We start from the raw sequence: 25312 nt of genomic DNA on the forward strand, positions 1-25312 counted from the left end.
GGCGGCGGTGTGGCGGTGGGGTCAGGCGGGTTCGGCGGCGGGCTCGGCGGCGGGTTCGGCGGCCGGCCCGGCATACGCGGCGGCCATTGTCCGGCGGTCGAAGACCCGCCAGGTCACCGCGGTGACGGCCGCGGCGACGACGAATCCGACCCAGTACGGGGCGGTCAGCCCGAACCGGCTGGCGACCGCCCCGCCGAGCAGCGCGCCGAACGCGTTGCCGCCCGCGGCCAGGAACAGATAGGCGCTGTTGACCCGGCCGAGCATGCCCGGTGGGGTCAGCCGCTGGCGCAGCGACGTGGTCACGATCCCCCACAGTGAATCGTGGACCCCGAACAGCGCCAGCATGACGCCGACCGGAACCGCGCTGGTGGACAGCGCCATGGCCAGGTGGAACAGGGTCTCCACGAGCAGCCCTACGCGTAGCGTCACGCTCGCCGTGAACCGCCGGACGAGGTGCTCGCCGGCGAGCGCCCCCACCAGCCCGCCGACGGCGAGTGCGGTGAACAGCAGCCCGTACCCGACCGACCCCAGACCCAGCCGCTTCGTGGCTACCAGCACGAGGATCGACATGGTCGCCGTCAGCGTGACGTTGAGCAGCCCGATCAGGATGGCGAGGGTCCGCAGTAGCCGGTGCGCGAGCAGCCAGCGCACTCCCTCGGCGATCTCCTGCCCCAGAGGGGCCCGTGGCGCGGTCGGGGGACCGGGCTGGCCGTCCGCGCGGTACGCGCCGGCCAGCAGGGCGAGGAGTACCGCGCTCACCGCGAACGAGCCGGCGTCGAGCAGAAACGGTGTCGCCGCGGCGACCGCGAACAGCAGACCGCCCAGCGGACCGGCGACCATGTCGTGGAGTACGGTGCGGGCGACGCCGAGCCTGCCGTTGGCGCGTTCGAGCAGCTCCGGCTGAACCAGGGCGGGCAGCAGCGACATGCTCGCCGCCCGGACCAGGGTCTCACCCGTGCCCAGCAGGAACATCACCGCGTACAGCAGGGCCACGCTGCTGCGGTCCAGCGCCACGGCCACGCCGAGTACACCGATGGTCACCGCGCGGACGGCGTCGACGGCGACCATCACCCTGCGCCGGTCGAGCCGGTCCACCAGGCCGCCGCTGATGAGGGAGAACAGCAACCACGGCAGCATCCCGGCGAAGACCGCGCCGGAGACCACGAGCGGGTTGTCGGTGATCGACGCGAGCAGCAGCGGGGCGGCGACCAGCGTGACCCCGTCACCCAACGTGGAGGCGGCGGTGGCGGACCACACCAGCGTGAACCGCGGACCGAGCCGGGCACCGTGCGAGGCGTTCACCGGCGGAACCTACCAGGACGCCCCGGTGAACGACTCGCAATTAATGCGGGCTCGCGGAGGGGCTCGGCCTGGCCGGGTGCAGGGTGAGTCGGATGATCCGGTCGTCCTCGGTGACCGGCTGGTTGCGTCCGTCCCGGTTGGACGTCGTGATCCAGATGCTGCCGTCGGGTGCGGTGACGGCGGCGCGGAGCCGGCCGTACCTGCCGGTCAGCGCCTCGATGGGGCGGCTCGCGACGCCGCTGCCGGGCCGCCAGCGGACGCTGGTCGTGTCGACGCCGCTGCCCTCGACCCGCCGGCTGCCCAGGCCGGTCGTGACCATGTCGTTGAGGCGCACGATATAGATCCGTTGGCCGCGCAGGCAGCTGACGACCGCGACGTTGCCGAGGATCGCGACGCCGTCGGAAACGCCAACCTCGGGGCGCCACGCCACGATCGGATCGACGTAGTGCGGATCACCGCCGATGCCCTGAACCTTCGGCCAGCCGTAGTTCCTGCCCGGCATGATGACGTTGAGCTCGTCCCAGACCGCTTCGCCGATCTCGGCGGCGTACATGTGGCCCTTGTTGTCCCAGGCCATGCCCTCCACGTTGCGGTGGCCGTACGACCAGACCAACGAGCCCCGGAACGGATTGCCGGGTGCCGGCCTGCCGTCGGTCGTCATCCGGAGGATCTTTCCGCCGAGGTCACCGATGTCCTGCGCGTTTCCGGCCCGCGACGCGTCACCGGTGCTCGCGTAGAGGTAGCCGTCCGGACCGAAGGCGAGCCGGCCGCCATTGTGGACACCGGCGTGTGGGATGCCGGTGAGGATCGGCACCGGCCGTCCGCCGAGCCGCAGCCTCGCGATTCGGTTGTCGTCCCTGGTGGTGTAGAAGATGAAAACGGTGTCGTCCCGGGCGAAGTTCGGCGAGGCGGCGATGCCGAGCAGGCCGCCCTCGTTGTTGGAGTAGGCCTCCGCGATCGTGGCCACCGTCGTGACGGTGAGGTTGCCGGCCGGCCCCCGCCCCGGTCCGATCTTGAGGATCCGCAGGTTCTGCCGCTCGGTCACCAGCGCGCCGCCGTCGGGGAGGAAGGTCAGGCCCCAGGGGACGTCGAGGTTGCGTACCAGGGTGGTGACCGACACCAGGTCGTCGCCGTGGGCGGACTTGTCCGCCGGGCCCAGGGAGAAGTCGGTGGGCGTGGCGGGGTCCGGCGTCGAGTGTGTACCGCCCGTGGACGCTGTCAACACCCCTAGTAGGCCCACCACCAGCATGACGGCGAACGTGCCGACCACCAGCCGGACCGGCGGCGAAGCCCCCCTGATGAGCACTACGAAAACGCTACTGGCTCGGTGCGGCGGCTGCATGCCGTGCGTGGGTGGAGATCTGCTCGTCCTCCTGAGTGATGGACCGACGGCGCGCGTGGTCCGCCGCGGGAGGCAGGCCGACCGGCCTCGGGTCCGGGTGGGGCGACGCTGTGGGCGCGGGGTGCCGGCGGCGCTACGCTGGCCGAGCCGTGGCTGGAGGACGATGGAATCGGCCGGATCCGGGGCGTCCGACGGGACAGGGGGAGACGCGTTGCTCACGTACAGTGGCGACTGGCTCGATCGGGCGAGCGCGCACCGTCAGGACCCGGAATGGATCGCCGCGATCCTCGCCCGGCCCGACGCCCGGGTGATTCCACTCTGGCGTGACCGCTGCCTGGTGACGGAGGCGAAGACGCCGGTGACGGTTCCGGCGGACGAGGCGGCGGAACTGCTCGCAGCCGGTGACGGCCCGGTCTTCCTGGGGCTGGATGGAGAGGTCGGGGTCTTTGCCGCCGACCTCTCCGGGCTTGCCGAGTCCGACGCCCTGTCGCTGGCCGGTGCGGCCGGGACCGCCGACGTCCGGCACGTCGTCGGGTCGCTCACGGCGGCGGAAGCGGCGGCGCAGGCGTACGCGCGGGGAATTCTGCACTGGCACCGCAACCAGCGTCACTGCGGCGCGTGCGGCGCGCGCACCGAGGTCCGCGCCGGCGGTCACCTGCGGGTCTGTACCGGTCCGGGGTGCGGGAACCTGCTGTTCCCGCGGATCGAGCCGGCCATCATCGTGCTGGTCGAGGCCCCCGACGGCGCGCCGCGCTGCCTGCTCGGGCGGCACCGGGGCGCGCCGCCGGACTCCTACGGCACGCTCGCCGGTTTTCTCGAAATCGGTGAGAGCCTGGAGGACGCCGTCCGCCGCGAGGTCGCCGAAGAGGCAGGGGTGAAGGTCGGCGAGGTGGCGTACGTGGCGTCGCAGCCGTGGCCCTTCCCGGCCGGGCTGATGGTCGGGTTCCGGGCCCGGGCAATCTCGCTCGAGATCGCCGTCGACCGCGACGAGCTGGAGGATGCCCGCTGGTTCACCGCGGAGGAGGTACGCCGGCGACGGCCGTCGCGACCGGACGCGATCGACCGGTACCTGGTGGACGCCTGGCTGGCCGAGATCGGGTAACCGCCGCGGGACCCGGGCGATGTCACTGCTCGCCGCCGAGCCAGCGGTAGAGGTGCTCGGGTCGGCCGGTCGTGCCGTACCGCAGGTTGAGCTCGACCTTTCCGGAGCGCGCGAGGTCGGCCAGGTAGCGCTGGGCGGTCGCCCGCGACACGCCGACCAGGTCGGCGATCTCGACCGCGGTGACCGGGCGGCCGACCTCGCGCATCGCCTCCAGTACCCGCTGGGCGGTGATCGGCGAGCGGCCCTTGGACAGGCTGGCGGCGGTGGTGTCGTACTGGTGGAGCGCGGCGACCGCCCGGTCGACCTCGAACTGGTCCAGTTCCCGCCCGGTGCCGAGCCGCTGGCGGTAGCGGGCGTACCCGACCAGCCGGTCGGTGAGCTGTCCGGCACTGAACGGCTTGACCAGGTAGTTGAGCACTCCCGTGCCGAGGGCCCGGCGTACCGTCCCGGTGTCCGCCGCCGCGGTCAGCATGATCACGTCGGCGCCGAGTTCCGGCAGGATGTCGGTGCCGAGCCGGTCGGGCAGGTACTGGTCGAGCAGTACCAGGTCGGGGCGCAGCCGCGCCGCCGCGGCGATGGCCGCGGCGGCGGTGTGGGCGACCGCGACGACCTCGAAACCGGCCACGGTGACGTACGAGGCGTGCAGCTTCGCCACCCGGAAGTCGTCGTCGACGACGAGGACCCGGATCACCGGCTGCCCTGCCAGGCCAGGCCGTGCTCCGGTTCGAGCACGCCGGGTAGCACAGCGGTGAACACCGCGCCGTGGCCGTCGCCGCCGGTGTCGCGCAGGGTCACGTCGCCCCCGTGGTTGCGTGCGGTCTGCCGGGCGAGCGACAGTCCCAGGCCGTGCGGGCGGGAGGTGTCGGCGCTGGTGGTGAAGCCGGACCGGAAGAGGCTGTCGGCGTGTTCGGCTGCCACGCCGGGGCCGCTGTCGGCCACGTAGACGTGCAGGTCCGCGTGCTCGGCGAGCAGGCTGACCTCCACATAGGCCGGCCGGCGGGGGACCGACGCCGCGGCCCGGATGGCGTTGTCGACCAGGTTGCCGACCACGGTCACCGCGTCCAGCGGGGCGGTCACCCGCCCCGCCACCCAGGTGTCGTCCCCGAGGCGCAGCGTGACGCCGTTCTCGGAAGCGACCGCGGCCTTCGCGGTGAGCAGCCCGTCGAGGTACGGGTCGCCCAGCTGGCCGCCGCCGATCGACTCCCCGGCCAGCTCGCTCAGGTAGGCCCGCGCCTCGTCGGTGTGGCCGAGCTGGAGCATGCCGGTGAGGGTGTGTAGCCGGTTGGTGTACTCGTGCGCCTGGGCCCGCAGCGCGTCGGTGAGCGCCCGCGTGGCCTCCAGCTCCCGGGACAGCCCGTCCAGATCCGTACGGTCGCGCAGGGTGAGGACCGTGCCGAGGTCGCGGTTGGCGCGGCGGACCGGTCGCCGGGTGACCCGGACGACCCGGTCCCCGACCACCCGCAGTGCGCCGACCACCGCCGCCTCATCGGTCAGCAGCGCCCGGGCCTCGGCCGGCAGGTCGTCGAGGTGGTCGGGGACGGTGCCGAGAATGCGCGCGGCCTCGGCGTTGCACACCCGTACCCACCCGTCGGTGTCGACGGCGAGCACCCCCTCGCCGATGCCCTCCACCACCGCCACCTGCTCGCGGAGCAGGTCGGCGAGGTCGGCCGGCTCGAGCCCGAGCGTGTGCCGCTTGAGGTGCGCGGCCAGCAGCGCCGCGCCCAGCGCGCCGACGGCGAGCGCGAGACACGTGAACAGCTCGGCCATCGGGAGCAGGTCGTCGAGCCGGCTCGTGATCTCGTCGGCGTCGATGCCGACGCTGACCTCGCCGACGATCCGCCCGCTCGTGTCGCGCAGCGGCACCTTGCCACGGGCGGACACCCCGAGGGTGCCGCGTTCGATGAGGGTGACCGGATGCCCGGCCAGCGCGGCGGACGGGTCGGTGCTGACCCGCTTGCCGATCTGGCCGGGGTCGGGGTGCGAGTACCGGATGCCGTCGCTGTCGGTGATGACCACGAAGAGCACATCGGTGCTCTGGCGGACCTGCTCGGCATACCGCTGGATCTCGCCGGCCGCGTCGGGTCGCGCGGCGCGGACGTCGTCGCCCAGGCCGGGGCGCGCCGCGACGGTCTGCGCGACGGCCAGCGCCCGGTACTGGAACTGCCGCTCCAGCTCGGCCCGCAGCAGCATGGTGACCAGCAGGAATCCCACGCCGGCCAGCACCGCGATGACGACCACCTGCAGCACCATGGTCTGCGTCGCCAACTTCAACCGCCTGGACACGCGGTCACCGTACCGTTGACGCGGGCCACGACGAACGGTGAGCTAAACGCGCAGAACGCGGCTTGTGACGGTTGCCGCCGCAACGCGCTTAACCCGCCGGATACCCGCGGGCGGCTCATAGCGTCCCTGGACCATGACCCAAGGCACACAATCACCGCCGGGCGCCGCGTCCGCCGCGCCGCCCCCGGGGCCGGTGATCCGGCTGAGCGGGGCGACCAAGACGTTCGAGACCTCCGCCGGCGGGGAGTTCACCGCGCTCCGCGACGTCACCCTCGACGTGAACCCCGGCGAGTTCGTCACGGTGGTCGGTCCGACCGGCTGCGGCAAGTCCACCACCCTCGCCCTGGTCTCCGGGCTGGAGGCCGCCAGCGCGGGCGGCGTCGAGGTGGCCGGTCAGCCGGTACGGGGCATCCCGGCCGGGGTCGGCTACATGTTCCAGTCCGACGCGGCCCTGCCCTGGCGTACCGTCCTCGACAACGTCGCGCTCGGGCTGCGCTACCGCGGGGTCGGTCGGGCGCAGGCGCGGGAGCGGGCGCGTGACTGGATCGCGCGGGTCGGGCTCGCCGGCTTCGAGAAGTACTACCCCCATCAGCTGTCGGGCGGCATGCGTAAGCGGGTCGCGATGGCCCAGACGCTGATCACCGAGCCGTCGATCGTCCTGATGGACGAGCCGTTCGGCGCGCTGGACGTGCAGACCCGCGAGCTGATGCAGGACGAGCTGCTGCGGCTGTGGGCGGGCAGCGGCGCGGCGGTCGTCTTCGTCACCCACGACCTGACCGAGGCGATCGCCCTGGCCGACCGGGTGGTGGTGATGACCGCCGCGCCGGCCACCGTCAAGACCGCCGTCCCGGTCGACCTGCCGCGCCCCCGCCACGTCGAGGAGATCCGCCTGGAGCCGGCGTTCCTCGACATCTACCGCGAGGTGTGGGACGCCCTGCGCGAAGAGGTCGAGATCTCCAGGAGGAGGGGAGCCAACCGTGCCGCTTGATGCCACCGCCATGGCCGTCCAGGCCGACGCACCCCCGCAGCGGGTCCCGGCCGCGCTGTCCAGCCGGGCCCGCCGCCGCTGGCGGGTTCATCTGGTACGGGTCCTGCTGGTCGTCGCCTGGCTCGGCAGCTGGGAACTCGCCGCCAGCCAGTGGATCGACCCCTTCTACTACTCGAAGCCGACCGCGATCGGGCACCGACTGGTCGACTGGTTCACCAGGGGAACCGCGTTCGGTTCGATCTGGACCAACATCGGCTACACCCTGGCCGAGGCGGTGTACGGCTTCGTGATCGGCGCGATCGCCGGCGTCGTACTCGGTGTCCTGCTCGGCCGCAGCCGTTTCCTCGCCGACGTGTGCGCCCCGTTCATCAAGGCCGCGAACGCCATTCCGCGCATCGTGCTCGCCTCGCTCTTCGTGATCTGGTTCGGCCTCGGCATGTCGTCGAAGGTCGCCACCGCCGTCGTCCTGGTGTTCTTCGCGGTCTTCTTCAACGCCTTCCAGGGCGCCCGGGAGGTCGACAAGGTCATCAACGACAACGCGCGGATCCTGGGCGCCGGCCGCTGGCAGCTGATGACGACGATCGTGCTGCCGTCGGCGACCTCGTGGATCCTGGCCAGCCTGCACACCGCGTTCGGGTTCGCGCTGATCGGCGCGATCGTCGGCGAGTTCACCGGTGCCGACAAGGGCCTGGGCCTGCTGATCAACAACGCCCAGGGCACGTTCGACTCCGCCGGCATCTACGCCGGAATGATCATCGTCACCGTGATCGCGCTGCTCGCCGAGTCGCTGCTGGGCCTGCTAGAGAAGCGCCTGCTGGCCTGGCGACCGGCGCAGGCGACCTCCGGCGCGGCGTCCTGACCTCCCACACCCGACCCTCACCGCAGATCCGTACCGATTGAAGGGAATACCCCATGCGCCTCACCCGGAGCATCGCCCTGCTCGCCGTGCCGGTGCTCGGCCTCAGCCTGGTGACCGCCTGCCGCGACTCCCGTACGCAGGCCGACGGCGGCGGCAACGGCACCGAAACCGTCAAGATCATGGTCGGCGGTATCGACAAGGTGATCTACCTGCCGGCCAAGCTCACCGAGCAGCTCGGCTACTTCGCCAAGGAAGGCGTCAACGTCCAGCTGCTCACCGAACCCGCCGGGGCCCAGGCCGAGAACGTCCTCATCAGCGGTGACGTGCAGGGCGTCGTCGGCTTCTACGACCACACCGTCGACCTGCAGGCCAAGGGCAAGTGCATCGAGAGCGTCGCGCAGCTGGCCAAGGTGCCCGGCGAGGTCGAGGTGGTGGCCACCGACAAGGCCGGCCAGATCACCTCGCCGAAGGACTTCGCCGGCAAGAAACTCGGCGTGACCAGCCCCGGCTCGTCGACCGACTTCCTCACCCGCTACCTGGCCACCGCGAACGGCGTGGACCAGGGCGCGTACAGCACGGTCAAGGCCGGTGCCGGCCAGACCTTCATCGCCGCCATCGCCAACGGCGGCATCGACGCGGGCATGACCACCGATCCCACGGTGGCGCAGCTGACCTCCACCGGCAAGGCGAAGGTGCTGATCGACATGCGTACCGAGGAGGGCACCAGGGCGGCGCTCGGCGGCCTCTACCCGGCCAGCTCCCTCTACATGGACTGCGCGTACGTCGCCGCGCACAAGCAGACCGTCCAGAAGGTCGTGAACGCCTTCGTCCGGACGATGCGCTGGATCTCCACCCACAGCGCGGACGAGATCGCCGCCAGGATGCCCGCCGACTACGCCGCCGGCAACCCGAAGCTGTACACCCAGGCGGTCAAGGACTCGATGCCGATGTTCACCGCCGACGGTGTCATGCCCGCGGACGGCCCGAAGACGGTGCTCAACGTGCTGAAGGCGTTCTCGCCGAACGTGCAGCCGATGGCCGACCGGATCGACCTGGGCAAGACGTACACCACGGAGTTCGTCGCGAAGGCGCCGACGTCCGCGGACGCGTCGTAGCCGCTCGTTCTCCCGCGACGGCCGCGCCCGCTGGCGATCCCGCGACGGCCGCGCCCGCTGGCGAGCGGGTGCGGCCGTCGACAGGCTTCCGGTCCGTCAGTACATGAACGCCTGGAACTCCGCGATCCGTACCTGCTGCGCGAACGGGCTACCGGTCGCGCAGTCGGTCGTGGTCGCCGGGTCGGCGTCCTGCTCGCCGGCGTAGTCCGGCCCGCCGGTGCACTGGCTGGCCAGTACCTTGATCCGCAGATGCGTGGCCAGGACCGGCGGGAAGCTGAACGACCGGATGTTCAACTGCGGCGCGGTCGGCCGGAACTTCCCGCCCGGGAACGCGTCCGGCGCGCTGACGAACGCGCGGCGGTAGCCGGCGTCCTTCGTGCAGTCGGCGACGATCGCGTTGCACGCGAGTACCTCGAACGACCGCAGCGCGCTGAACCGGTTCTGGGTGCCCGCGTCGGCGTCCCCGGTGATCGCCGGCCGGAGCAGCGCACTCACGTTGACCCGGCTCACCACCTGGGGCCTGGTGCCGGCCAGATCCACGGTCACCCGCCTGCCCGCCACCCCGTCCAGCGACGCCCAGTCGGTGGCTTCGGTGTCGTCGGCGATCTTGTCGAGGTTGACGCCGTCGCCGGTCACCGTCGCGCCCGAGGCGGTCGACGCGAGGTTGCGTCGCAGGTTCGGCCGCAGGTCCTTCGCCTTGCCGGCCCGGAACTCCTCGCTGAACTTCGTGCTGCCGAATCCCGCGCCGGTCACCGTGAAGGTGAACCGCTTGCCCGGCACGATCTGGAAGGTGTCCGGGAGCGGCGTGGCGGGGTCGGTGTCCGCGACCGGTACCGCCCGCGCCTCGTAGTCGCCCACGTACAGCCGGACGACGGCGCGCGAGGCGTCGCCGGCGGGACGCAGCGTGACCGTGGCGTTGTCGGCGTACGGGGAGGCGAAGCTCGGCGTCGGGTCGGTGTCGGCCCCGTCGCCGGCCGCGTCCCGGCCGAGCCCGGACTCGGCGAAGGCGTTCCAGATCAGGGCCTGGTTCGCGCCGTCGAAGCGGGCGACGTCGGCGGCGAGCATGTTGTCGCGCATGTCGATCATGCTGACGTCGCTCGCGGCCTGCAACACGAACGAGTCGAACATGAGCTGGATCCAGCGCCGGTTACCCGGGCAGGACTCCACCGGCGTCGTGCCCTCGGCGCAGCTACGCTGCACCTGCGGGGTGCCGCTGCCGTACCGCTTGACGAACGCGTCGCGTACCCGAAGGTTCGCCGCCACCCAGATCTCGCCGTCGGCGTGCACCTCCGGTCCGGTCAGGTCGAACCCGATGTCGGAGAAGTTGAGTGGGCTGGAGCTTGCGTCGTAGTCGCGGATACCCGTGGCGTTGTTGCCCGTGACGTAGGCGCCGGTGACGAACGGTGTGTCGCCGGGGGCGCGCAGGTTGTTCTCGAACAGGTACTCGGCGGCGACCAGGTCGCTCCACGCCTCGCCCATCGAGCCGCCCTGGAAGGAGCCGATCCCGCTGTCCGGGCCGGCGATCATCCGGTTCGTGATCGCGTGGGTGTACTCGTGCCCGATGACGGTCATGTCGTAGTCGCCGTCGACGCACGGCGGGTACGCGCTGCCTGCCGCCGGCTGCCACAGGTACATGTTGGTGGTCGGCGGCAGGCCGTCCCGCGGGGTGCCCTGGTTGGCGTTGTTGCGGGAACCGCCGAGCGCGTTGGATTGCGCCCGGCCCTGCTCGGCGTCGCCGCCCAGACCTGCGGGGGAGAGGTTGACCGCCTGCAGGTTCCAGGTCGCCTCGGTGAAGCCCAGGTGGTACGCGAAGTCGTGCATCTGGTTGTGCATCGCGAACAGGTTGCTCACGGCGGCGTCGGCGTCGTTGCGCCGGGCCGAGGTGAAGACCGCCGGGTCGCACCTGGACTCGTGCCACTGGTCGGTGAACGGGTAGGTGTACGCACGGTCCGGGCTGGGGGTCGCGGTGAAGGGAGTGGCACCGCCACCCCAGCGCACGGTGTTGTTCGCGGCGTTGCCCACCGAGGTGAACGTCGGCGCGCCGGTGGCGAGGTCGACGTCCCATGCCTGACCGCTCGCCGGGTCGCGGACCGTACGCGTGCAGCCCGGCTGCGGGGCGAGGCACCAGTGCGTCCGCGGATCGGTGCCCGGCGCGATGCGGCTGGGCGGGGCGGCCGGGAACACGGCCCAGTCCGGGTTGTCCGCGTCGAAGTTCACCAGGTCCTCGCGGACCAGGATCTCACCGGTACGGGCGTCGACGAACGTGGTGTACGCGGTCGGTTCGGTGGTGTCGTTCGCGATGAGGGTGACGGAGTAGGCCGCGCGGGGACCGTTCGCCGGGGTCGGCACCGCGACCTCATAGATGTCGGAGGTGGCGACCTGACCCGCGGTCAGCCCGGCGTCGCGCAGCGCGGCGTCGGCGGCCTGGGCCGGGCTGAGGGTGGCCGGCTGCGGCGCGCCGGTGTCCCGGGACAGCGACGAACTGACCCGGATCACCGTACCGCCCTTGACCAGGATGCTGACCAGGCCGTCATAGCCGGCCGGAAGGTCACCGAAGCGCTGGCGCAGTTGCACCACCGAGGCGGCGCCGAGCGGACGGACGAGGACGGTCTGCATCGCGGCGACCGACGCCTGGTCGAGGCCGAACAGTTCGCGGTTGGCGGTGAGGAACTGCCGGGAGGCGGCTTCCGGGTCCGCCGGCAGCCCGGTCGCCAGCGCCGGGCCCGGCCCGAGCGCCTCGGGCGTGCCCAGCGGGTTCCAGCGCACCCCGGGGAAGTGGCCGGCGAGCGTACGCTGCCGGGTGCTGGGTGGCACAGCGCCTTTCCGGTTGTCCTTGCCGCGGGGACCGTGGCCGTCGCCGAGCAGGTCGGAGCGTTGCTGCTGCGGGGCCGGGCCCCGGGAAGGATCGGCGTTGGCCGGCGTCACGGCGGCCATGCTGCCGACGACCGCGACGGCCGCGACGGTCGCCAGGAGATGGGCGGGCCGCCATCGCGGCCTTCCTCGGGTTGTCCATTCGGGTCTGCGCACGGGTACCTCTTCGCTCCGGGGTGGTGGAGTTGGTGTCGGCCCGGGCGTCCGCGTGCCGGCGGTCACCTAGGTATGCGAATACATAGATGAAACGAGTAAACGGCCCGGATGGCGGTCCGGCCATCCGGGCCGGTCAGAAGTGAGGGTGTCGGCGAGGGTACCGACCCGGTACGCCGAGCGGCGCCGTCCCGGAGATGTGGCGGCGCCGCGGTTGTTCGGCGAACCGTCCGTGGACGCACGACTACCACGCCATGGCGCAGCTCGCTGAGATGATGCGCCCGGATGACGTGACCGCGATAGTGGTCTTCGCACTCACCCGGCCGCGATAGTGGTCTTCGCACTCACCCGGCCGCGCCACTACCGGATGCGGGAGGTCGCGTTCCGCTCGACGACGGAGCAGTCCCGGGGCTGAGCCCTGCCGCGGCGACCTTCGGCAGGCCGGCCGTCGTCTCCGGTCGCGCCCGGTGTCGACGCCACGGTGCCAGCCGGACCCCGATACCCGACAGGACCGAGCCGATCCCGCAGCCGATTCCCGTCACGACGGCGGTGACCCGCTGGTTGTGCACGTACTCGGCGGCCTGCTCGGGCGTCGGCCCGAAGGGCAGGTAGGAGGGTTCGAAGCTGAGCAGAAAGCACGCGTACGGAGTCGCCAACCCCAGAGCGACCAGCGACCAGCCCAGCACGCGTCGCCGTCTGCCGTACCCGGTCCGGCGTCGGATCACGCCGGCTGGCCACAGTGGACGCACTGTTCCCGCTCCGACCAGCTCGCCTTGTGAAGGTCCTGCGGGGTGAGAGGTCGGTGGCCGAAATCGGTCCGGACCCTCATCCGGAAGCCCCAGAGCGCTTCGGCGAAGTCGTGGTACGCCCGGTGGTAACTCTCCGACCGGAGCGCTGCGCCCGACCGGACGGCATCCCGGATTTCGATCAGCCGCCGAAACGCGGCCTCGCCGGCGGTCACCAGGTCCGGAGTCGCCGATACCAGCAACTTCTCCCGGGCCCGGTACAGACCGGAGCGGCCGATCGCGTCACCCGCGGCGTCGGGCCGGTCCGTGGCGCCGGCGTCCGTCCGCGCGACCTCGCGGAGCAGACCGTGCGCCGAATCCAGGGCGAGCGTGAAGTCGATGCAGTTCTGCCAGCACTCCAGCTCCCGCTCGCGGCTGCGCTGGGTCCTGCTACGCCGGAGATCCGCGATCAGCGTGCCCGAGAGCGCGACCACCCCGCCGGCCGCCGTGCTCACAATCGGCATCCAGTCCATACGCCACATCATCGCGCCCGCGGTCGAGGCTCCGGGTGCGTACTTCTCCCGCCTAGGCGACGACAACGGCGGATCGGGGTCCCGGGTCTTCGGACGGCAGCTCCGGAGCTTCGGGCGGCCTCAGAGCACGTGGGTTACGCCTTCGGCGGCGATTCGGGCATCGACCGCGCTGCGGTCGAGGTTGGCGCACAGCACGACCGACGCGCCGACGACCAGCGGCGCCAGCAGCCACGTGACCGGCTCCTCGTGCTCGGCCACGTCCACCAGGAGGCGGTCGCCGGCGCGCAGCCCCAGTGAGTCGGCGATGCTGCCCGCCAGGGCTGCCCACTCCCGGTAGCTGGTGCCGTCGGGGCTCGCCGCGTCGTCGCGTCCGATCGACTCGTACTCCGGCGGAAGATCGGCGTACCGGCCGACCTCGGTGACGTAGTCCCGGTAGCCCGCGGGCACCTCGGCCATCGGCGCGCCGCCGGGTGCCAGGCCCAGCACGAACCGTTGGTGGGCTGCCGGCACCGTCTCCAGCCAGCTGTCCAGGCGCTTACGGGAGACGAACACCGCCTCCAGGGGCTCGTCCATACCCGGTCCGACCGGTGCCAGTCCCGCCGTCGCCCAGGACCGGTACGCCACGGCGATCCCGGCCGACCAGGCGCCCAGCAGGATGGCCGCGGTCTGCCAGTGCGGCGGCAGCAGCACCGCCGCGCGGGCTCCCCGGTCGAGGCGGCACCCGTGCCGTAGGAGAGCCGCGGTCCGCGCGGCCCAGCTACCCAGGGCCGGTGCGGTGAGCTCCACCCGCTCGCCGGTCGCGTCGTCGTAGTAGGTCAGGAGCGCCCGGCGGGCTCCCGCGGCCGGGTCGTGGGTGAGCAGGACGGCCACGTCCGCGGTCGTCGTCGGCTGCATCGGTCGGCTCCCCAACTGGTGGCGGTCATCGATCAGATCACCCTACGTCACGACGACCATGGTCACTCGCCGGTGCGGCCGGCGAAGGGCGGCGCTCGCGGCGTCCAGACCTGCCACCACCCGCTCGCCGTACGCGCCGGCGCCACCGCGCCGGGCCGGGCCTCCGGCCCACCGCCGGCGACGTGAGCCCGTCGGGCGACGGCCGGTCGGTCAGGTGACGGGGACACTGCCGGCGGGCTGGAGGCCACGGGACGAGCCGCCGACCAGGACCTGGTACGTGCCGGGGTATACCGACCACCGCTGCCGGCCGGCGTCGTAGCGGGCGAACGCGTCGGCGTCGAGGTGGAACATGACGCAGGCGCTCTCGCCGGGGCGCAGGCTGACCTTCTGGTAGCCGGCGAGCTGCTTGGGCGGTTCGCCGGCGCCGGCCGGCGCACCCAGGTAGAGCTGGGCCACCTCCGATCCCGGCCGGTCGCCGGTGTTGGTCACGCGTACGGTGACCGTGGCGTCCCGGCCGTCGCCGGCGATGTCCAGGTCGCTGTACCGGAACGTGGTGTAGGACAGGCCGTAGCCGAATCCGAACAGCGGCCGCTGTCCGGTGGCGTCGAACCAGCGGTACCCGACCAGGGTGTCCTCGTCGTAGCGTTCCGTGCGCAGGCCCAGGTCGTCGTAGGTGACGGGGCCCTGCCGGGCACTGGCCGGCCAGGTCATCGGCAACCGGCCGGACGGGTCGGCGTCGCCGAACAGCAGCGCGGCGATCGCGTTGCCGAACTCCTGGCCGGGGTACCAGGCTTCGACGACGCCGGCGACCTGGTGCAGCCACGGCATCGACACCGGACCGCCGGTGTTGAGGACCACGACGGTCCGGGGGTTGGCGGCGGCGACGTCGTGGACGAGCTGGTCGGAGTCGCCGGGCAGCGCCAGGTCGGTACGGTCGGTGCCCTCACCGGTGCTGTCGCCCACGAAGACCACCGCGACGTCGGCGGCGCGCGCGGCGTCCACGGCGCGCTGCCGCAGCGCCGGGTCCGGCGGCTGCCAGCCCAGGTGCACGCCGGCGCCGATGACCGACTCCGCGGGGGAGTACTCGAGCTGGATCGTGACCGGCCGTCCGGCGGTCAGCCGCACCGGCGGGGGCTGTGCGGTGACCGGGAAGTCGGCGTACTTGTTGCCGGCCAGTTCCCTGCCGTCGACCAGGAGCCGGAACGCTCCGGCGGCGTTGAGCGAGAACCGGTACTCCCCGGTGGCCGGCGGGGTCAGCGTCCCGGTCCACCGTGCCGACCACACCGTCGGCAGGCCCGCGACCGGCGGCGCGGAGAAGTCGACGGTGCGGTCCACCCGGGTGGCGACGGGGGCGCCGGTCAGGTCGGGGGTGGCGTAGTAGGTGCCGAGCAGGCCGTGGCCGCCGCCGGCGTCGGGGGTGAGCGACGTCGCGGGCACCACGGGCAGCGGAGCGGTACCGAGCGTGCCCGGCGCGTACCTGACCTGCACGCCGCTGCCCGCCCGGGCGGTGATCCCCGCGAGCGGGGTGACCAGCTCGGAGGGGACGACCGTACCGGAACCACCCTCGCCGATCTGCGCGCCGGCACCGGCGGCCGTGCCGATCACCGCCAGCGAGCGCAGCCGGCCGGAGTCCAGCGGCAGCACACCGTGCTCGTTGCGCAGCAGCACGCTGCCCTGCTCGGCGATCCGCCGGGCCAGCTGGCGGTGCGCCGGCGTGCTGACCATCGCCGACTCGTTGCCCCGCACGGGGTGGTCGAACACGCCGATCCGGAACATCGCGGTGAGGATCCGCCGGACCATGTCGTCCAGCCGGCTCATCGGTACCGCGCCGGACCGTACGGCCGCCTTCAGCGCGTCCCCGAAGTGGGTGCCCAGCGGCATCTCCATGTCCGTACCGCTGTTGGCCGCCGCGACGGTGTCGCGGATGCCGAAGGACCAGTCGGACATCACGAACCCGTCGAAGCCCCAGCCGGCCTTCAGCGTGCCGAGGATCCGCGGATCCTGGCAGGCGTAGGCGCCGTTGATCTGGTTGTACGCGCACATCACCGCGCCGGCGCCGCCCTGCTGCACGGCGGCCGTGAAGCCCGGGTAGTAGATCTCCCGTAGCGCCCGCTCGGAGATGAGTTCGTCGACCGCCGGGCCGCCGATGACCGGTACCCCCTGCCGGCCGGTCTCCTGGTTGTTGGCCACGAAGTGTTTCGGCGTGGCGATCACGTGGCGGCTCTGGATGCCGCGGATCTCCGCCGCCGCGAGCTGCCCGTTGAGGTACGGGTCCTCGGTGAAGGTCTCCGACGCCCGTCCCCACAGCGGCGTCCGCAGGATGTTCAGGGCGGGTGCGAGGGCGACGTTGTGGCCCTTGCCTGCCTGCTCCTGGCCCAGTGCCCGACCGTACTCGTAGGCGACGTCCGGGTCCCAGGTGGCCGCGTCGGCGACGACGGTCGGAAACGCCGTCACGCCGGTACCGCCGTTGCCGACCCCGTTCGGCCCGTCCGCCAGCCACAGCTCCGGGATCCCCAGCCGGGCACTGCCCGGCACGTGTCCGGCGTGGGCGCCCTTCGGCGGGAACTCGTCGCCGTGCACCATCGCGATCTTCTCGTCGAGCGTCATCCGGGCGAGCAGCGCCTCGGCGCGCTGGGCGGGGCTGGCGCCCGGACGCATCCACGGCCGGTCCGCCGATAGGGAACCGGCCGCCGGCAGGGCGCGAGCGGTGACCCCGGAAAAGAACAGCGCGGCTGCTACCAGCAGGTACGCGACACGTCGGAACATCCCGCCGTTCCCTTGATTCTGGCGCCCGGACCGGCGTACCGGTGGCCGAAGGCCAGGCGCCTGGCGGAAGCCGTACGAGGGCGCGTCGGCATCGGACCGGTGTCTACCACCGGCGGTGTCGCCGGTCGGCATCCGAGGTGGGAGCCGGCCGGTGGTGTGGCCTCTCGACGGCTCGTTGTCACGGGCTCGTTGTCGCGGGCTCGTTGTCACGCCGCTTCCACGACGGCTCGTTGTGGCACGGCGTGCGGGACGGTCAACGCCCCTATGCCCTGAATGCTACGCCGGACGTGACGTACGCCCGGCCGGGGTCGGGTCGGTGGGGTGACCGGCGCCGACCGGCCCGGTTACCGCCACGCGATCGGAATATGATTCACGATCATCGAATTGATGTCCGTGCCGACCCGCTTTTACGACGATCATCCCTAGGGAACCGGCGGCAGGTCGATTGACAGTCACCCTCCAATGCCGACAGAGTCGGGACCGGATGATTCGCCCGACGTGCAGAAGGGGGCGTCGTCGATGGTGTTCGTACCCGGCGAGGGCTCATCGCCGTACCGGACTCGGAAGCTGACCCGGAATTCGGTGCACGGTGCCGACGCTCCGGTTCAGCTGCACATCGGTTTCCTTGCGCTCTGGCGGTCCGGTTACCTGCGCGTCGCGGCGTATCCGGCAGTCGGCCCGGCGTTGCACGCGTCGCCCCGCCGGACGGGAGACGCCCCTTGCCCATAGGTCGGAGCGAGGACGATTTCCTCGGCGAATGGGACGTGTTCCGGGCGCCGGACATCTTCGAGTGCATCGACTCGATTCACCGCTTCGCGCTGGAGGTCCAGTATCCCCAGTTCACGCACTGGGAGAGCACCACATCGATGAGTGGCGTTCACGACGCGCTCTATGAGGAGGTGTACGAGCTGCTGAGCCGCACCGGGCTGTACCGGTACGACAGCCTCGAACGGGCCTCCGACTCCGACTCGGTACGTGTCGAGTACAACGACGCAGACCAGGGCTTCGCCGTTGTCTTCACCCGGGGCAACCAGCTCAGGCTCGAACGGACGGGCTCCTCGTTCCGCCGCTTCTTCGACTGGTACAAGCTCATCCTGCCGGGAGTGGCGAAGGTGGAGGCGGCGCTGCGGGAGGAGTTGGAGCGGCTGTGCAGCCGGGACGAGCGCCGGCACATCGAGCCCGCACGCGCGTCGTACCATTTCGCATTCATCCTCCACGACTTCAGTCAGGGGAGGTCGCGCGCCAACCGGGTGCGCAATTCGCACGTGCTCCGGCGGGCGCTCACACACGTGCCCAGCGGCGACGGCGGACTGGTCGAACTCTCCGACAAGGAGATTCCCGACCTCGGGCGAATCGATCTTGCGGTGAGCAGATGGCAGGACGGTCCCAGCGGGCCGGTGCGCGAGATATATGACATCCAGGCGCCCGGCAATCGCGACTACGGCACAGTCTGGATCTATCTGACCTACGTGGCGGAATCGCGGTTGGAAGCAGAACCGCCCCGTCAGCAGCCCGACTTCGACATGTTCCTCCAGCGGTACGACTATCCTCTGGTCGAGTTCGTGCGCGAGCGGGCCCTGGCCCGCTTCATCACCGAGATGACCGACGGGTTGCTCTTCCGCTCGACCCCGGGCCAACTCCCGTGACGGCTGCCGTCGCCACCGCCGCCGAGGCCCCACCGGCCGGGGGCACCGCCTTCGTGGTGTCGCCCTTCGGCGAACCGTACGACACCTACTATCGCAAGATCTACCTGCCGGCCATCGCGAACGCTCATCTCGACGGCCAACGCGGTGACGACATATTCCGTTCCGGGAACGTCGTGCGGCACATCGTGGAGCTCATCCTGCGCTCCAGCGTCGTGGTCGCGGAGCTCTCCCAGCCGAACGCCAACGTGTACTACGAGCTCGGGCTGGCACACATGGCGGAGAAACCGTGCGTGCTGCTGACCGAGACCGGCTCCGAGATCCCGTTCGATCTGCAGAACCAGCGCCACATCAGCTACTCGCCGCGCGATCCTGACTGGGCCGAGAAGCTCCGTGGCGACATCACCCGGGCCATCACCGAGACGCTCGCGGAGCCGACCGCGTCCAAGCCGTTTCCGCTCGACTGGACGTCCGGGCGGACCGCGCGCGGCGACGACGGCTCGTCACCACCGGAGGTGCTGCCGGCTCTTCAGATGGTGCAGGCCACCCTGGACTCGCTCAGGCAGGACCTCCGGGTCTCCCTGCGGACCGGGTCGGCCGCGGACCTCCCGCCCGCTCCCAGCGCCACCGAGCTGCGGGCGTACGCGGCGCGGGAGCTGGGTCGCGGGGTGACGCAGGCGGAGGTGATCGAGGCCCTGCGGGCGCACGGTGCGCCGACTCCCTGGGCCCGCGAGGTAGTGGGCGAAATCCTCAGGAGCATGTGAAGACCGGTCGGCAGGAGCGCACGGGAGGGGCACGATGGCAGGAGCGGTCAGGAACGTGGCGCGGAGTCCGGTCGCCGGCGACGACGGACCGGGTGAACCGACCACCGGCTACTTCGGATACCGGGCGGAGTCCCTGGTGTCGTCGTGGTCCGCGGAACAGCGAGCGGCGCGCAACGGTTTCCTCGGCCGTATCGTTCACTTCGCGGCCGCGCTGCCCTTCCCCGGCAGCCTGCAGGTCAGTATCGGCCGCGAGGCGAAGTCGCCGACCCTGGCGCTCCGGTTCGTCGTCACCGGACCGGCCCGGTCCCTGCCGGCGATCGACCGCCGACTGAGGTCGCTGCTGTCCGACCCGGCCAGCCCGGTGGTCGCCGGGCGGCTCGATGACGCCGAGGTGACGCGCCTGATGCGGGCGACGCCGAAGCGGATGGTCGAGATGCGCCGCGCGGTCTTCGCCGCCGACCGGTCCTCCCGGCGGCGCACCATGCCCCTCGTCATCCACGGCGACCGGGACATGCTCGGGCTGTGCCGCGCACTCGTCGACGCCGAGCAGCACGAGATCCGGCTGTGCGTCTCGTCGGCGGTGACCTCGCTGTCGGACGAGGATCTCGCCGAGGTCCTGGGGGTCGAGCGTCGTACCTCGACCGAGTTGGGAATGGCGCTGGCCCGGCACGGCAGGCCGGTCCGCTGCCAGGTACTGATCAGTTGCCCCACGGCGGGCCTGGACCCGCTGGTGGCCGCGGAGCTGACGAGCGCGGGCGACCCCCTCGAACTGGTCGTGGTCGAACCGGCGATGATGCCGCAGGCGGTCGCCACCTGGCGCGGTGACCGCCCGGAACCACTCGCGGTCAACGCCGCTCCGGGGGAGGCGATCCTCGGCGCCAACGACGTCGAGGGCATGTTCCGGCTGCCCGTCGCCACCACCGGGACGTTCCCGGGCTTCGACGTGGTGCCTGCCGGGCAGATCCGGGCGGGGCTCAGCGCGGTCCGGGGGAGCGCCTCGAGTGGACTGCGCATCGGCTCCGCCATCGGGCCGGGAGGCTCGCCGACCGACATCCGGATGTCCCTGGCGGACCTCTCCCGCCACCTGTACATTCCAGGCCAGACCGGAGCGGGTAAGTCGACCGCGCTGCGGGCGGTGGCGACGGAACTCGCCGCGGCCGGTCACGGCTTCCTGTTCATCGATCCCCATGGTGAGACCGCCGCCCACCTGCTCCGTGACCTGCCCCCTGAGCGGGTGGCCGACACCGTCTACGTCAACTGCGCCGACATCGAACACCCGGCGCCCATCAACCCGTTCGCCGTGACGGACCTGCTGGAGCGCGACACGGCCCTGGCCAATGTGGCCGCCATGTTCACCGACCTGTTCGACCCCGGCCAGACCGGCATCGTCGGACCGCGCTGGGAGACGTGGTTCCGGATGGCGATGCTGACGCTGATCGCGGCCCAGGGTCGACACGCTTCCCTGCTCGACGTGCCGCTGATGTTCCTGGACTCGGCATACCGCGACGCCTGCAAGAAGACCATCTCCGAGGACTACCTGCTGGACTTCTGGGACCGGGAGATGAAGCAGACGACCGACTACCACAAGTCGGAGATCCTGGGCTGGTTCACCAGCAAGTTCACCGCATTCCGGACGAACGGCGTCCTGCGTCGGATTCTCGGCAGCGGCCACGACGTGCTCGACCCGGCCGAGATCATGGACTCGTCCAAGATAGTCATCGTCTCGCTGGACAAGGGCAAGATCGGTGCTCCCGTCAGCCAACTTCTCGGTTACGTGTACCTGACCAGGTTCTGGACCGCCGCGCTGCGGAGGCGGACGAACAAGCTGTTCGGCCTGATCGTCGACGAGGCGCACACGTTCGCCAAGGGCGCTCTCCCCGACGTCCTGGCCGAGGGCCGCAAGTTCGGACTGTCGGCGGTCGTCGCCAACCAGTACCTCGACCAGTTTCCGGAGAACATCCAGAACGCGCTGCTCGGCAACGTGGGAACGGTCGTCGCGTTCAGGCTGGGCGACCGTGACGCCCAGCACCTGGGTGCCCGGTTCCAGCCGGACTTCGAACTCGACGCGCTCCGGCGGCTGCCCAACTTCGACGCGGCGTGCTCCCTCCTGGTCGCGGGCGTGCCGACACCCGCCTTCACGTTGAAGATCGACCACTACGAGAGAATGGCGACGAAGCCGGCCACCGAGGGCAGGCGCCAGCAGCGCGCCATCGTCTCCGCCAGTCGCACCCTCCTGCGAGCGGAGAACAAGGTGGCGCGGCAGATCCAGAAGCAGAAGGACCAGCAGCGTGCCGACGCGGGGACCCGGCAAGGGCCCGCCTTCGGCCGGTCGCCCTGGAAGCCGGCCGCGCCCGACAGCCGCGGCGCCGGCGCCGGCGCCGGCGACAGTGACAGTGACAGTGACGGCGAGAACCTGGTCGATGGTTGGCGAACGTATCTCGGCCGACACGGCAGTCCGGGTGAGCCGGTTACGGCCCCCGCCAGCCCCTCGTCCACGACGTCCCCGGTCAGCTCCGACGCCGACCCGGTGAGTGAGATCTGACGACAGTGGCCGGTGGGTATGCCGGCACGCCGTACGACGGGAGAGTGCGGATGGCAACGACGACCGACGATCCTGCCGGCCCTGACAGGAGTTCGCGTATCAAGCTCGACCAGAACACTCTGGTCGAGCTCGGACTGGCCGCGCTGCCCCCGGCGCACGGGGAACTCATGCTGCGCTACATATACGAGACACTCGAGCTCAGGGTCGGCACGACCCTCGCGGCGGAGATGTCCGAATCGGAGCTCGCCGACTTCGAGGGGCTGATCGACGCCGGCGACGAGGCGGGCGCGCTCGACTGGCTCGTCGCCCACCGCCCCGACTACAAGGCGGTGGTGCGGACCGAGTGGGACCGGCTGCGTACCGAACTGGCCGGTCAGGCGGCTCAACTGATCGAGGTGTCACGGTCGCACGCCGACGTCGCCCGGTCCGGCCCGCCGCAGTCCGGAGCCGTCGCCGCCGAGGAGCCGTAGCGGTCGCCACGGCGTCAGCTCGTGGGCTGCGCGTCGGCGTCGCCGACGAACTTCGCCATCCAGCCCTCGTTCTGGATCGAGATGACCCGTTCGCACTGCTGTACCAGCACGTCGAGCTCGGCCGGGGAATCGGTGCGTGCCGCGGCCCGGCGCAGCCGGGCCAGCTCGTCGGCCGTCCGCAGGTACTCGACCAGCTGGTACTCGTAGCGCGCGGCGGCCACGTGCGCGGCCAGGGTCGCGCCGACCGTGGTGACCACCGCGATCCACACCCCGAGGCTCCGGTCGGGGCGGACCACGGCGATGGCGCCGAGCACCACGCCGATGGCCGCCAGGGTCACCTCGACCCGCCGGAACTGGGCGAGCCGCGCCTGGATGCCCCGGGCCCGGGGCTCGTAGTAGCCGTTCATCTGGGCGTCGGCCCGAACCTCGAGGTACGACCGGTAGTCGTGGACCTCCGGCAGGGCGCGCCGCACCGGCTCGATGCCGGTCCTGTGTCGCAGCAGGTCCGCGGCGTCCCGCAGTACCGTCTCGGACACCTTGACCAGCCGGTCGTCGCGGTCGGGCCCGGCGTAGTCGCCGGCCCGCGCGAGGTACAGGAACACCTCGCTCTTGAGCGCCTCCGACACCGAACGCGCGCGGGTCCAGTCCCGCAACACGGAGCCGCTCCACCGGGGGCGCAGCAGCGGGACCAGGCCCACCCCCACGGTCGCCGCGACCGCGAGCGCGGAGCGGCCGGCGGGCGCGATGCCGGTCACCGCGCCGGCCAGCGTCGCCGACACCGCGCTCGTCACGGTCAGCGCCAGGCTCGTGGTCCGGGCGCGACCGATGGAGGCCTTCATCCGGTTGGCGGTCTGTGACCAGATGGATTGCTGGCGCCACGCCTCGTCGGCCGGTGAGTTGTCGGGCATCGTGCCTCCTCCTTCTGCGGCGCGAACCGCCATGGCCCGCAGGGGCCGGTGACAGACATCTTTGCCGCATCGGTCGGACCGGTACAGCAGTCGCCGCGGGCTGGCGCACGGTGCTGCGCCGCGGAGACGAGGCTGGCGCGCCAGCGCAGGTCGTGGCCACAATGTCGTCCATGCACCGCAGACGCCTATCCGACACTCCAGCGTGGCCGTCCGCAGGCCGTACTTGTACTGATGCGTGCCGACGCCGGCCCGCGGCCGGAGATCCGGGGGCTGGCCGGCGTCGGCACGGGAACGCTCAGATGCGGTGGTTCCAGGCCGATGGACAGAGCAGCGTGGTGCGCGATCATGTGTTGAGCTGACTGGGGTTGTGGTGGACGACGACGCGGGAACCGGCGCGTATCTACCGGTCCCGGTGTCCGCGTACGGGCCGCTGGATGCCTTGGCCGAGCAGGTACATGATCTGACGCAGACCAGCCGGGCCCGAGAGGCGCTCGCGGCGTTGGCGGTCTATGAGCCGCTGGCCCGCGCCTTCGGTGACGAGAAGACCGTCGGTTTCCTGCTGCAGAGCCGCATGTTTGCGTATGTCAACCTCGGTCGGCTGCAGGAAGCGCTGACGGCCGGCGAGCGGCTGCTGAGCCATCACGAGTCCGCGGGCTCCGTCGTCGGCGTGGCGAAGACGCTGGCCGACCTTGCCCGGGTGCACCTGTACGTCGACCAGCTCAGCGAGGCGATGCAGTGCCTGGCCCGGGCCGGCCTGTTGCTGGAACGGACCGGCGTACGCAACGAGCGGTACGTGGCGGCGCTGGGCTCACTGATGGGGACGGCCATCAACGCCGAACTCTACGAGACGTCCCGCGCCGCCTACCATCAGATCTTGCAGCTTCGGACCGCGACCGACCGGACGGAGTCGTTCGCCATCTACGACCTGATCCACGCTGAAATGCTGCTGGAATGGGGTCTGCGGCTGGACCAGCTCGGCGACCACACAGCAGCCAGGGTGCGGTTGCGGACCGCCGCGGAGCTCTTTGCGCGATCGTGCGACATCCCCGCCGGCGGCGATGCCACCGACAAGGCACTGTCGCTCAGCGCCTCGTACGCGGTGGCGCTGGCCAAGCTCGGCGAGGTCGACCGGACGCTCGACCTCGCCGCCGGCATCGTGGTACCGCTGCGCGCGGCTGGCGATTGGTACCACGCCCGGCAGGCCCACCTGGCGCTCGGGATCGCGCTTCGAGTCAACGGCGATCTCCCGGCCGCCCGCCGGGAACTGCTCGCCGCCAAGCAGCTGGGCCCGGACAGCAGTGCCGGCGGTGGGCTCGTCGTCGGGTTCGAACTGGCCGTGCTCGCCGCACAGGAGATCGGTGAACACGCCACCCGCGACCTCCGCAGCATGATCCACGACCAGGCCCGGCAACTCTGGCGGCAACGGTTGCAGCGCGTCGCCATGCTCCGCCAGGCCCGCCAACGTGAAGAACAGGAGCAGGCCCGCCAACGCGCCGAGGCCGCGCTGCTATTCGACCCGCTCACCGGACTGGCCAACCGCCGCCGCTTCGACCAGATCATGGCCGACCTCGACACCGGCGAGATCAACGAGCCGACCGCGCTGCTGCTCCTCGACGTCGACAAGTTTAAAACCATCAACGACACGTACTCCCACAGCGTGGGCGACCAGGTGCTGCGTGAGATCGCTGTGATCCTGCAGGCGAACTGCCGCGCCGGCGACATCCCCATCCGCTACGCCGGCGACGAATTCGTCATCTTCCTGCACGCCGATCTCACCGGTGCCCGCCGCATCGCCGAACGCATCCGCGCGACCGTCCGCGGTGCGAACCTTCACCACATCGCCGCCGGCCTGCGGATCAGCATCAGCATCGGCGCGACCGCACTGCGCCCGGGTATGACCGCGCAGGATTTGTTCAACGCCGCCGACGCCAACCTCTACCACGCCAAACGCGGCGGGCGCGACCAGGTCGCCGCCTAGCGTCCGGTAGACGATGGGGTCGAAGATCGGTGGCCGGCCGCCCTTCGATCCCCTTGTCGCCTCATCGCCGTAGG

General features: G+C 71.4%; 19 protein-coding genes. 9 read left to right on the forward strand and 10 right to left on the reverse strand.

The window, feature by feature from the left end:
* Positions 1-21: 21 nt before the first annotated feature.
* Both ACNTMW_RS13230 and ACNTMW_RS13235 read right to left on the reverse strand, forming a co-directional pair.
* A complete protein-coding gene (locus ACNTMW_RS13230) occupies positions 22-1302 on the reverse strand; it encodes an MFS transporter (RefSeq protein WP_426633794.1) in 1281 nt (426 codons plus the stop codon).
* 40 nt (positions 1303-1342) lie between these two features.
* Positions 1343-2644 carry a PQQ-dependent sugar dehydrogenase gene (locus ACNTMW_RS13235; protein WP_426633795.1) on the reverse strand — a complete coding sequence of 434 codons (1302 nt, stop codon included), beginning with the start codon at positions 2642-2644 and terminating at the stop codon, positions 1343-1345.
* Positions 2645-2807: 163 nt separating this feature from the next.
* Between ACNTMW_RS13235 and nudC the strand changes: the two genes are divergently transcribed.
* A complete protein-coding gene (nudC, locus tag ACNTMW_RS13240) occupies positions 2808-3746 on the forward strand; it encodes an NAD(+) diphosphatase (RefSeq protein ID WP_426633796.1) in 939 nt (312 codons plus the stop codon).
* A 22-nt stretch (positions 3747-3768) separates the two neighbouring features.
* Here the strand turns inward: nudC and ACNTMW_RS13245 are convergent, their stop codons facing one another.
* Positions 3769-4437: a response regulator gene (locus ACNTMW_RS13245; RefSeq protein ID WP_426633797.1), complete on the reverse strand. Its 669-nt coding sequence runs from the start codon at positions 4435-4437 to the stop codon at positions 3769-3771.
* A complete protein-coding gene (locus tag ACNTMW_RS13250) occupies positions 4434-6029 on the reverse strand; it encodes a sensor histidine kinase (protein ID WP_426633799.1) in 1596 nt (531 codons plus the stop codon). The genes ACNTMW_RS13245 and ACNTMW_RS13250 overlap by 4 nt, the downstream gene beginning before the upstream one ends.
* A gap of 133 nt (positions 6030-6162) precedes the next feature.
* Here ACNTMW_RS13250 and ACNTMW_RS13255 point away from each other — a divergent pair, with 133 nt between their 5' ends.
* Genes ACNTMW_RS13255 through ACNTMW_RS13265 form a run of 3 tightly spaced genes read left to right on the forward strand, consistent with a single transcriptional unit; the run spans position 6163 to position 8991 of the window.
* Positions 6163-7017 (forward strand): ABC transporter ATP-binding protein, encoded by an 855-nt coding sequence (locus ACNTMW_RS13255; RefSeq protein WP_426633800.1) that lies wholly within the window; start codon positions 6163-6165, stop codon positions 7015-7017.
* Complete coding sequence (locus ACNTMW_RS13260; RefSeq protein WP_426633801.1) at positions 7007-7876, forward strand: ABC transporter permease; 870 nt, start codon at positions 7007-7009, stop codon at positions 7874-7876. Before ACNTMW_RS13255 ends, ACNTMW_RS13260 begins: the two co-directional genes overlap by 11 nt.
* A 53-nt stretch (positions 7877-7929) precedes the next feature.
* Positions 7930-8991, forward strand: coding sequence for an ABC transporter substrate-binding protein (locus ACNTMW_RS13265; RefSeq protein ID WP_426633802.1), 1062 nt, complete (start codon positions 7930-7932; stop codon positions 8989-8991).
* 96 nt (positions 8992-9087) lie between these two features.
* Here ACNTMW_RS13265 and ACNTMW_RS13270 read toward each other — a convergent pair whose 3' ends face one another.
* From ACNTMW_RS13270 to ACNTMW_RS13290, 5 genes are all read right to left on the reverse strand, one after another.
* Positions 9088-12018 carry a M36 family metallopeptidase gene (locus tag ACNTMW_RS13270; protein ID WP_426633803.1) on the reverse strand — a complete coding sequence of 977 codons (2931 nt, stop codon included), beginning with the start codon at positions 12016-12018 and terminating at the stop codon, positions 9088-9090.
* A 341-nt stretch (positions 12019-12359) separates the two neighbouring features.
* Positions 12360-12701: a hypothetical protein gene (locus tag ACNTMW_RS13275; RefSeq protein ID WP_426633804.1), complete on the reverse strand. Its 342-nt coding sequence runs from the start codon at positions 12699-12701 to the stop codon at positions 12360-12362.
* 35 nt (positions 12702-12736) lie between these two features.
* Positions 12737-13273, reverse strand: a complete 537-nt coding sequence (locus ACNTMW_RS13280; protein ID WP_426633805.1) for a hypothetical protein — start codon at positions 13271-13273, stop codon at positions 12737-12739.
* A 120-nt stretch (positions 13274-13393) separates the two neighbouring features.
* Positions 13394-14167 (reverse strand): TIGR03089 family protein, encoded by a 774-nt coding sequence (locus ACNTMW_RS13285; RefSeq protein ID WP_426633806.1) that lies wholly within the window; start codon positions 14165-14167, stop codon positions 13394-13396.
* A gap of 210 nt (positions 14168-14377) precedes the next feature.
* Positions 14378-16933: a glycoside hydrolase family 3 C-terminal domain-containing protein gene (locus tag ACNTMW_RS13290; RefSeq protein WP_426633807.1), complete on the reverse strand. Its 2556-nt coding sequence runs from the start codon at positions 16931-16933 to the stop codon at positions 14378-14380.
* A gap of 719 nt (positions 16934-17652) precedes the next feature.
* Here ACNTMW_RS13290 and ACNTMW_RS13295 point away from each other — a divergent pair.
* Genes ACNTMW_RS13295 through ACNTMW_RS13310 form a run of 4 tightly spaced genes read left to right on the forward strand, consistent with a single transcriptional unit; the run spans position 17653 to position 22352 of the window.
* Entirely contained in the window at positions 17653-18579 is a 927-nt protein-coding gene (locus ACNTMW_RS13295; protein WP_426633809.1) for a hypothetical protein, read from the forward strand.
* Positions 18576-19340, forward strand: a complete 765-nt coding sequence (locus ACNTMW_RS13300) for a hypothetical protein (protein WP_426633810.1) — start codon at positions 18576-18578, stop codon at positions 19338-19340. Before ACNTMW_RS13295 ends, ACNTMW_RS13300 begins: the two co-directional genes overlap by 4 nt.
* Positions 19341-19374: 34 nt before the next feature.
* Positions 19375-21882, forward strand: a complete 2508-nt coding sequence (locus ACNTMW_RS13305; RefSeq protein WP_426633811.1) for a type IV secretory system conjugative DNA transfer family protein — start codon at positions 19375-19377, stop codon at positions 21880-21882.
* Between the two features lie 50 nt (positions 21883-21932).
* A complete protein-coding gene (locus ACNTMW_RS13310; protein ID WP_426633812.1) occupies positions 21933-22352 on the forward strand; it encodes a DUF5663 domain-containing protein in 420 nt (139 codons plus the stop codon).
* 14 nt (positions 22353-22366) lie between these two features.
* Here the strand turns inward: ACNTMW_RS13310 and ACNTMW_RS13315 are convergent, their stop codons facing one another.
* The gene (locus ACNTMW_RS13315) at positions 22367-23260 is read right to left on the reverse strand and encodes a DUF4231 domain-containing protein (RefSeq protein WP_426633813.1); all 894 of its coding nucleotides are present in this window, start codon (positions 23258-23260) and stop codon (positions 22367-22369) included.
* A gap of 370 nt (positions 23261-23630) precedes the next feature.
* Between ACNTMW_RS13315 and ACNTMW_RS13320 the strand changes: the two genes are divergently transcribed.
* The gene (locus tag ACNTMW_RS13320) at positions 23631-25238 is read left to right on the forward strand and encodes a GGDEF domain-containing protein (protein ID WP_426633814.1); all 1608 of its coding nucleotides are present in this window, start codon (positions 23631-23633) and stop codon (positions 25236-25238) included.
* Positions 25239-25312 lie beyond the last annotated feature (74 nt).

Source organism: Planosporangium spinosum, assembly GCF_049999945.1.
GTDB lineage: Bacteria > Actinomycetota > Actinomycetes > Mycobacteriales > Micromonosporaceae > Planosporangium > Planosporangium spinosum.

Coding starts and splice junctions, on each gene's coding strand:
- ACNTMW_RS13315 (WP_426633813.1), bottom strand. CDS start 23,260: ATGCCCGACAACTCACCGGCCGACGAGGCGTGGCGCCAGCAATCCATC.
- ACNTMW_RS13265 (WP_426633802.1), top strand. CDS start 7,930: ATGCGCCTCACCCGGAGCATCGCCCTGCTCGCCGTGCCGGTGCTCGGC.
- ACNTMW_RS13285 (WP_426633806.1), bottom strand. CDS start 14,167: ATGCAGCCGACGACGACCGCGGACGTGGCCGTCCTGCTCACCCACGAC.
- ACNTMW_RS13235 (WP_426633795.1), bottom strand. CDS start 2,644: ATGCAGCCGCCGCACCGAGCCAGTAGCGTTTTCGTAGTGCTCATCAGG.
- nudC (WP_426633796.1), top strand. CDS start 2,808: ATGGAATCGGCCGGATCCGGGGCGTCCGACGGGACAGGGGGAGACGCG.
- ACNTMW_RS13255 (WP_426633800.1), top strand. CDS start 6,163: ATGACCCAAGGCACACAATCACCGCCGGGCGCCGCGTCCGCCGCGCCG.
- ACNTMW_RS13305 (WP_426633811.1), top strand. CDS start 19,375: ATGGCAGGAGCGGTCAGGAACGTGGCGCGGAGTCCGGTCGCCGGCGAC.
- ACNTMW_RS13280 (WP_426633805.1), bottom strand. CDS start 13,273: ATGGACTGGATGCCGATTGTGAGCACGGCGGCCGGCGGGGTGGTCGCG.
- ACNTMW_RS13310 (WP_426633812.1), top strand. CDS start 21,933: ATGGCAACGACGACCGACGATCCTGCCGGCCCTGACAGGAGTTCGCGT.
- ACNTMW_RS13290 (WP_426633807.1), bottom strand. CDS start 16,933: ATGTTCCGACGTGTCGCGTACCTGCTGGTAGCAGCCGCGCTGTTCTTT.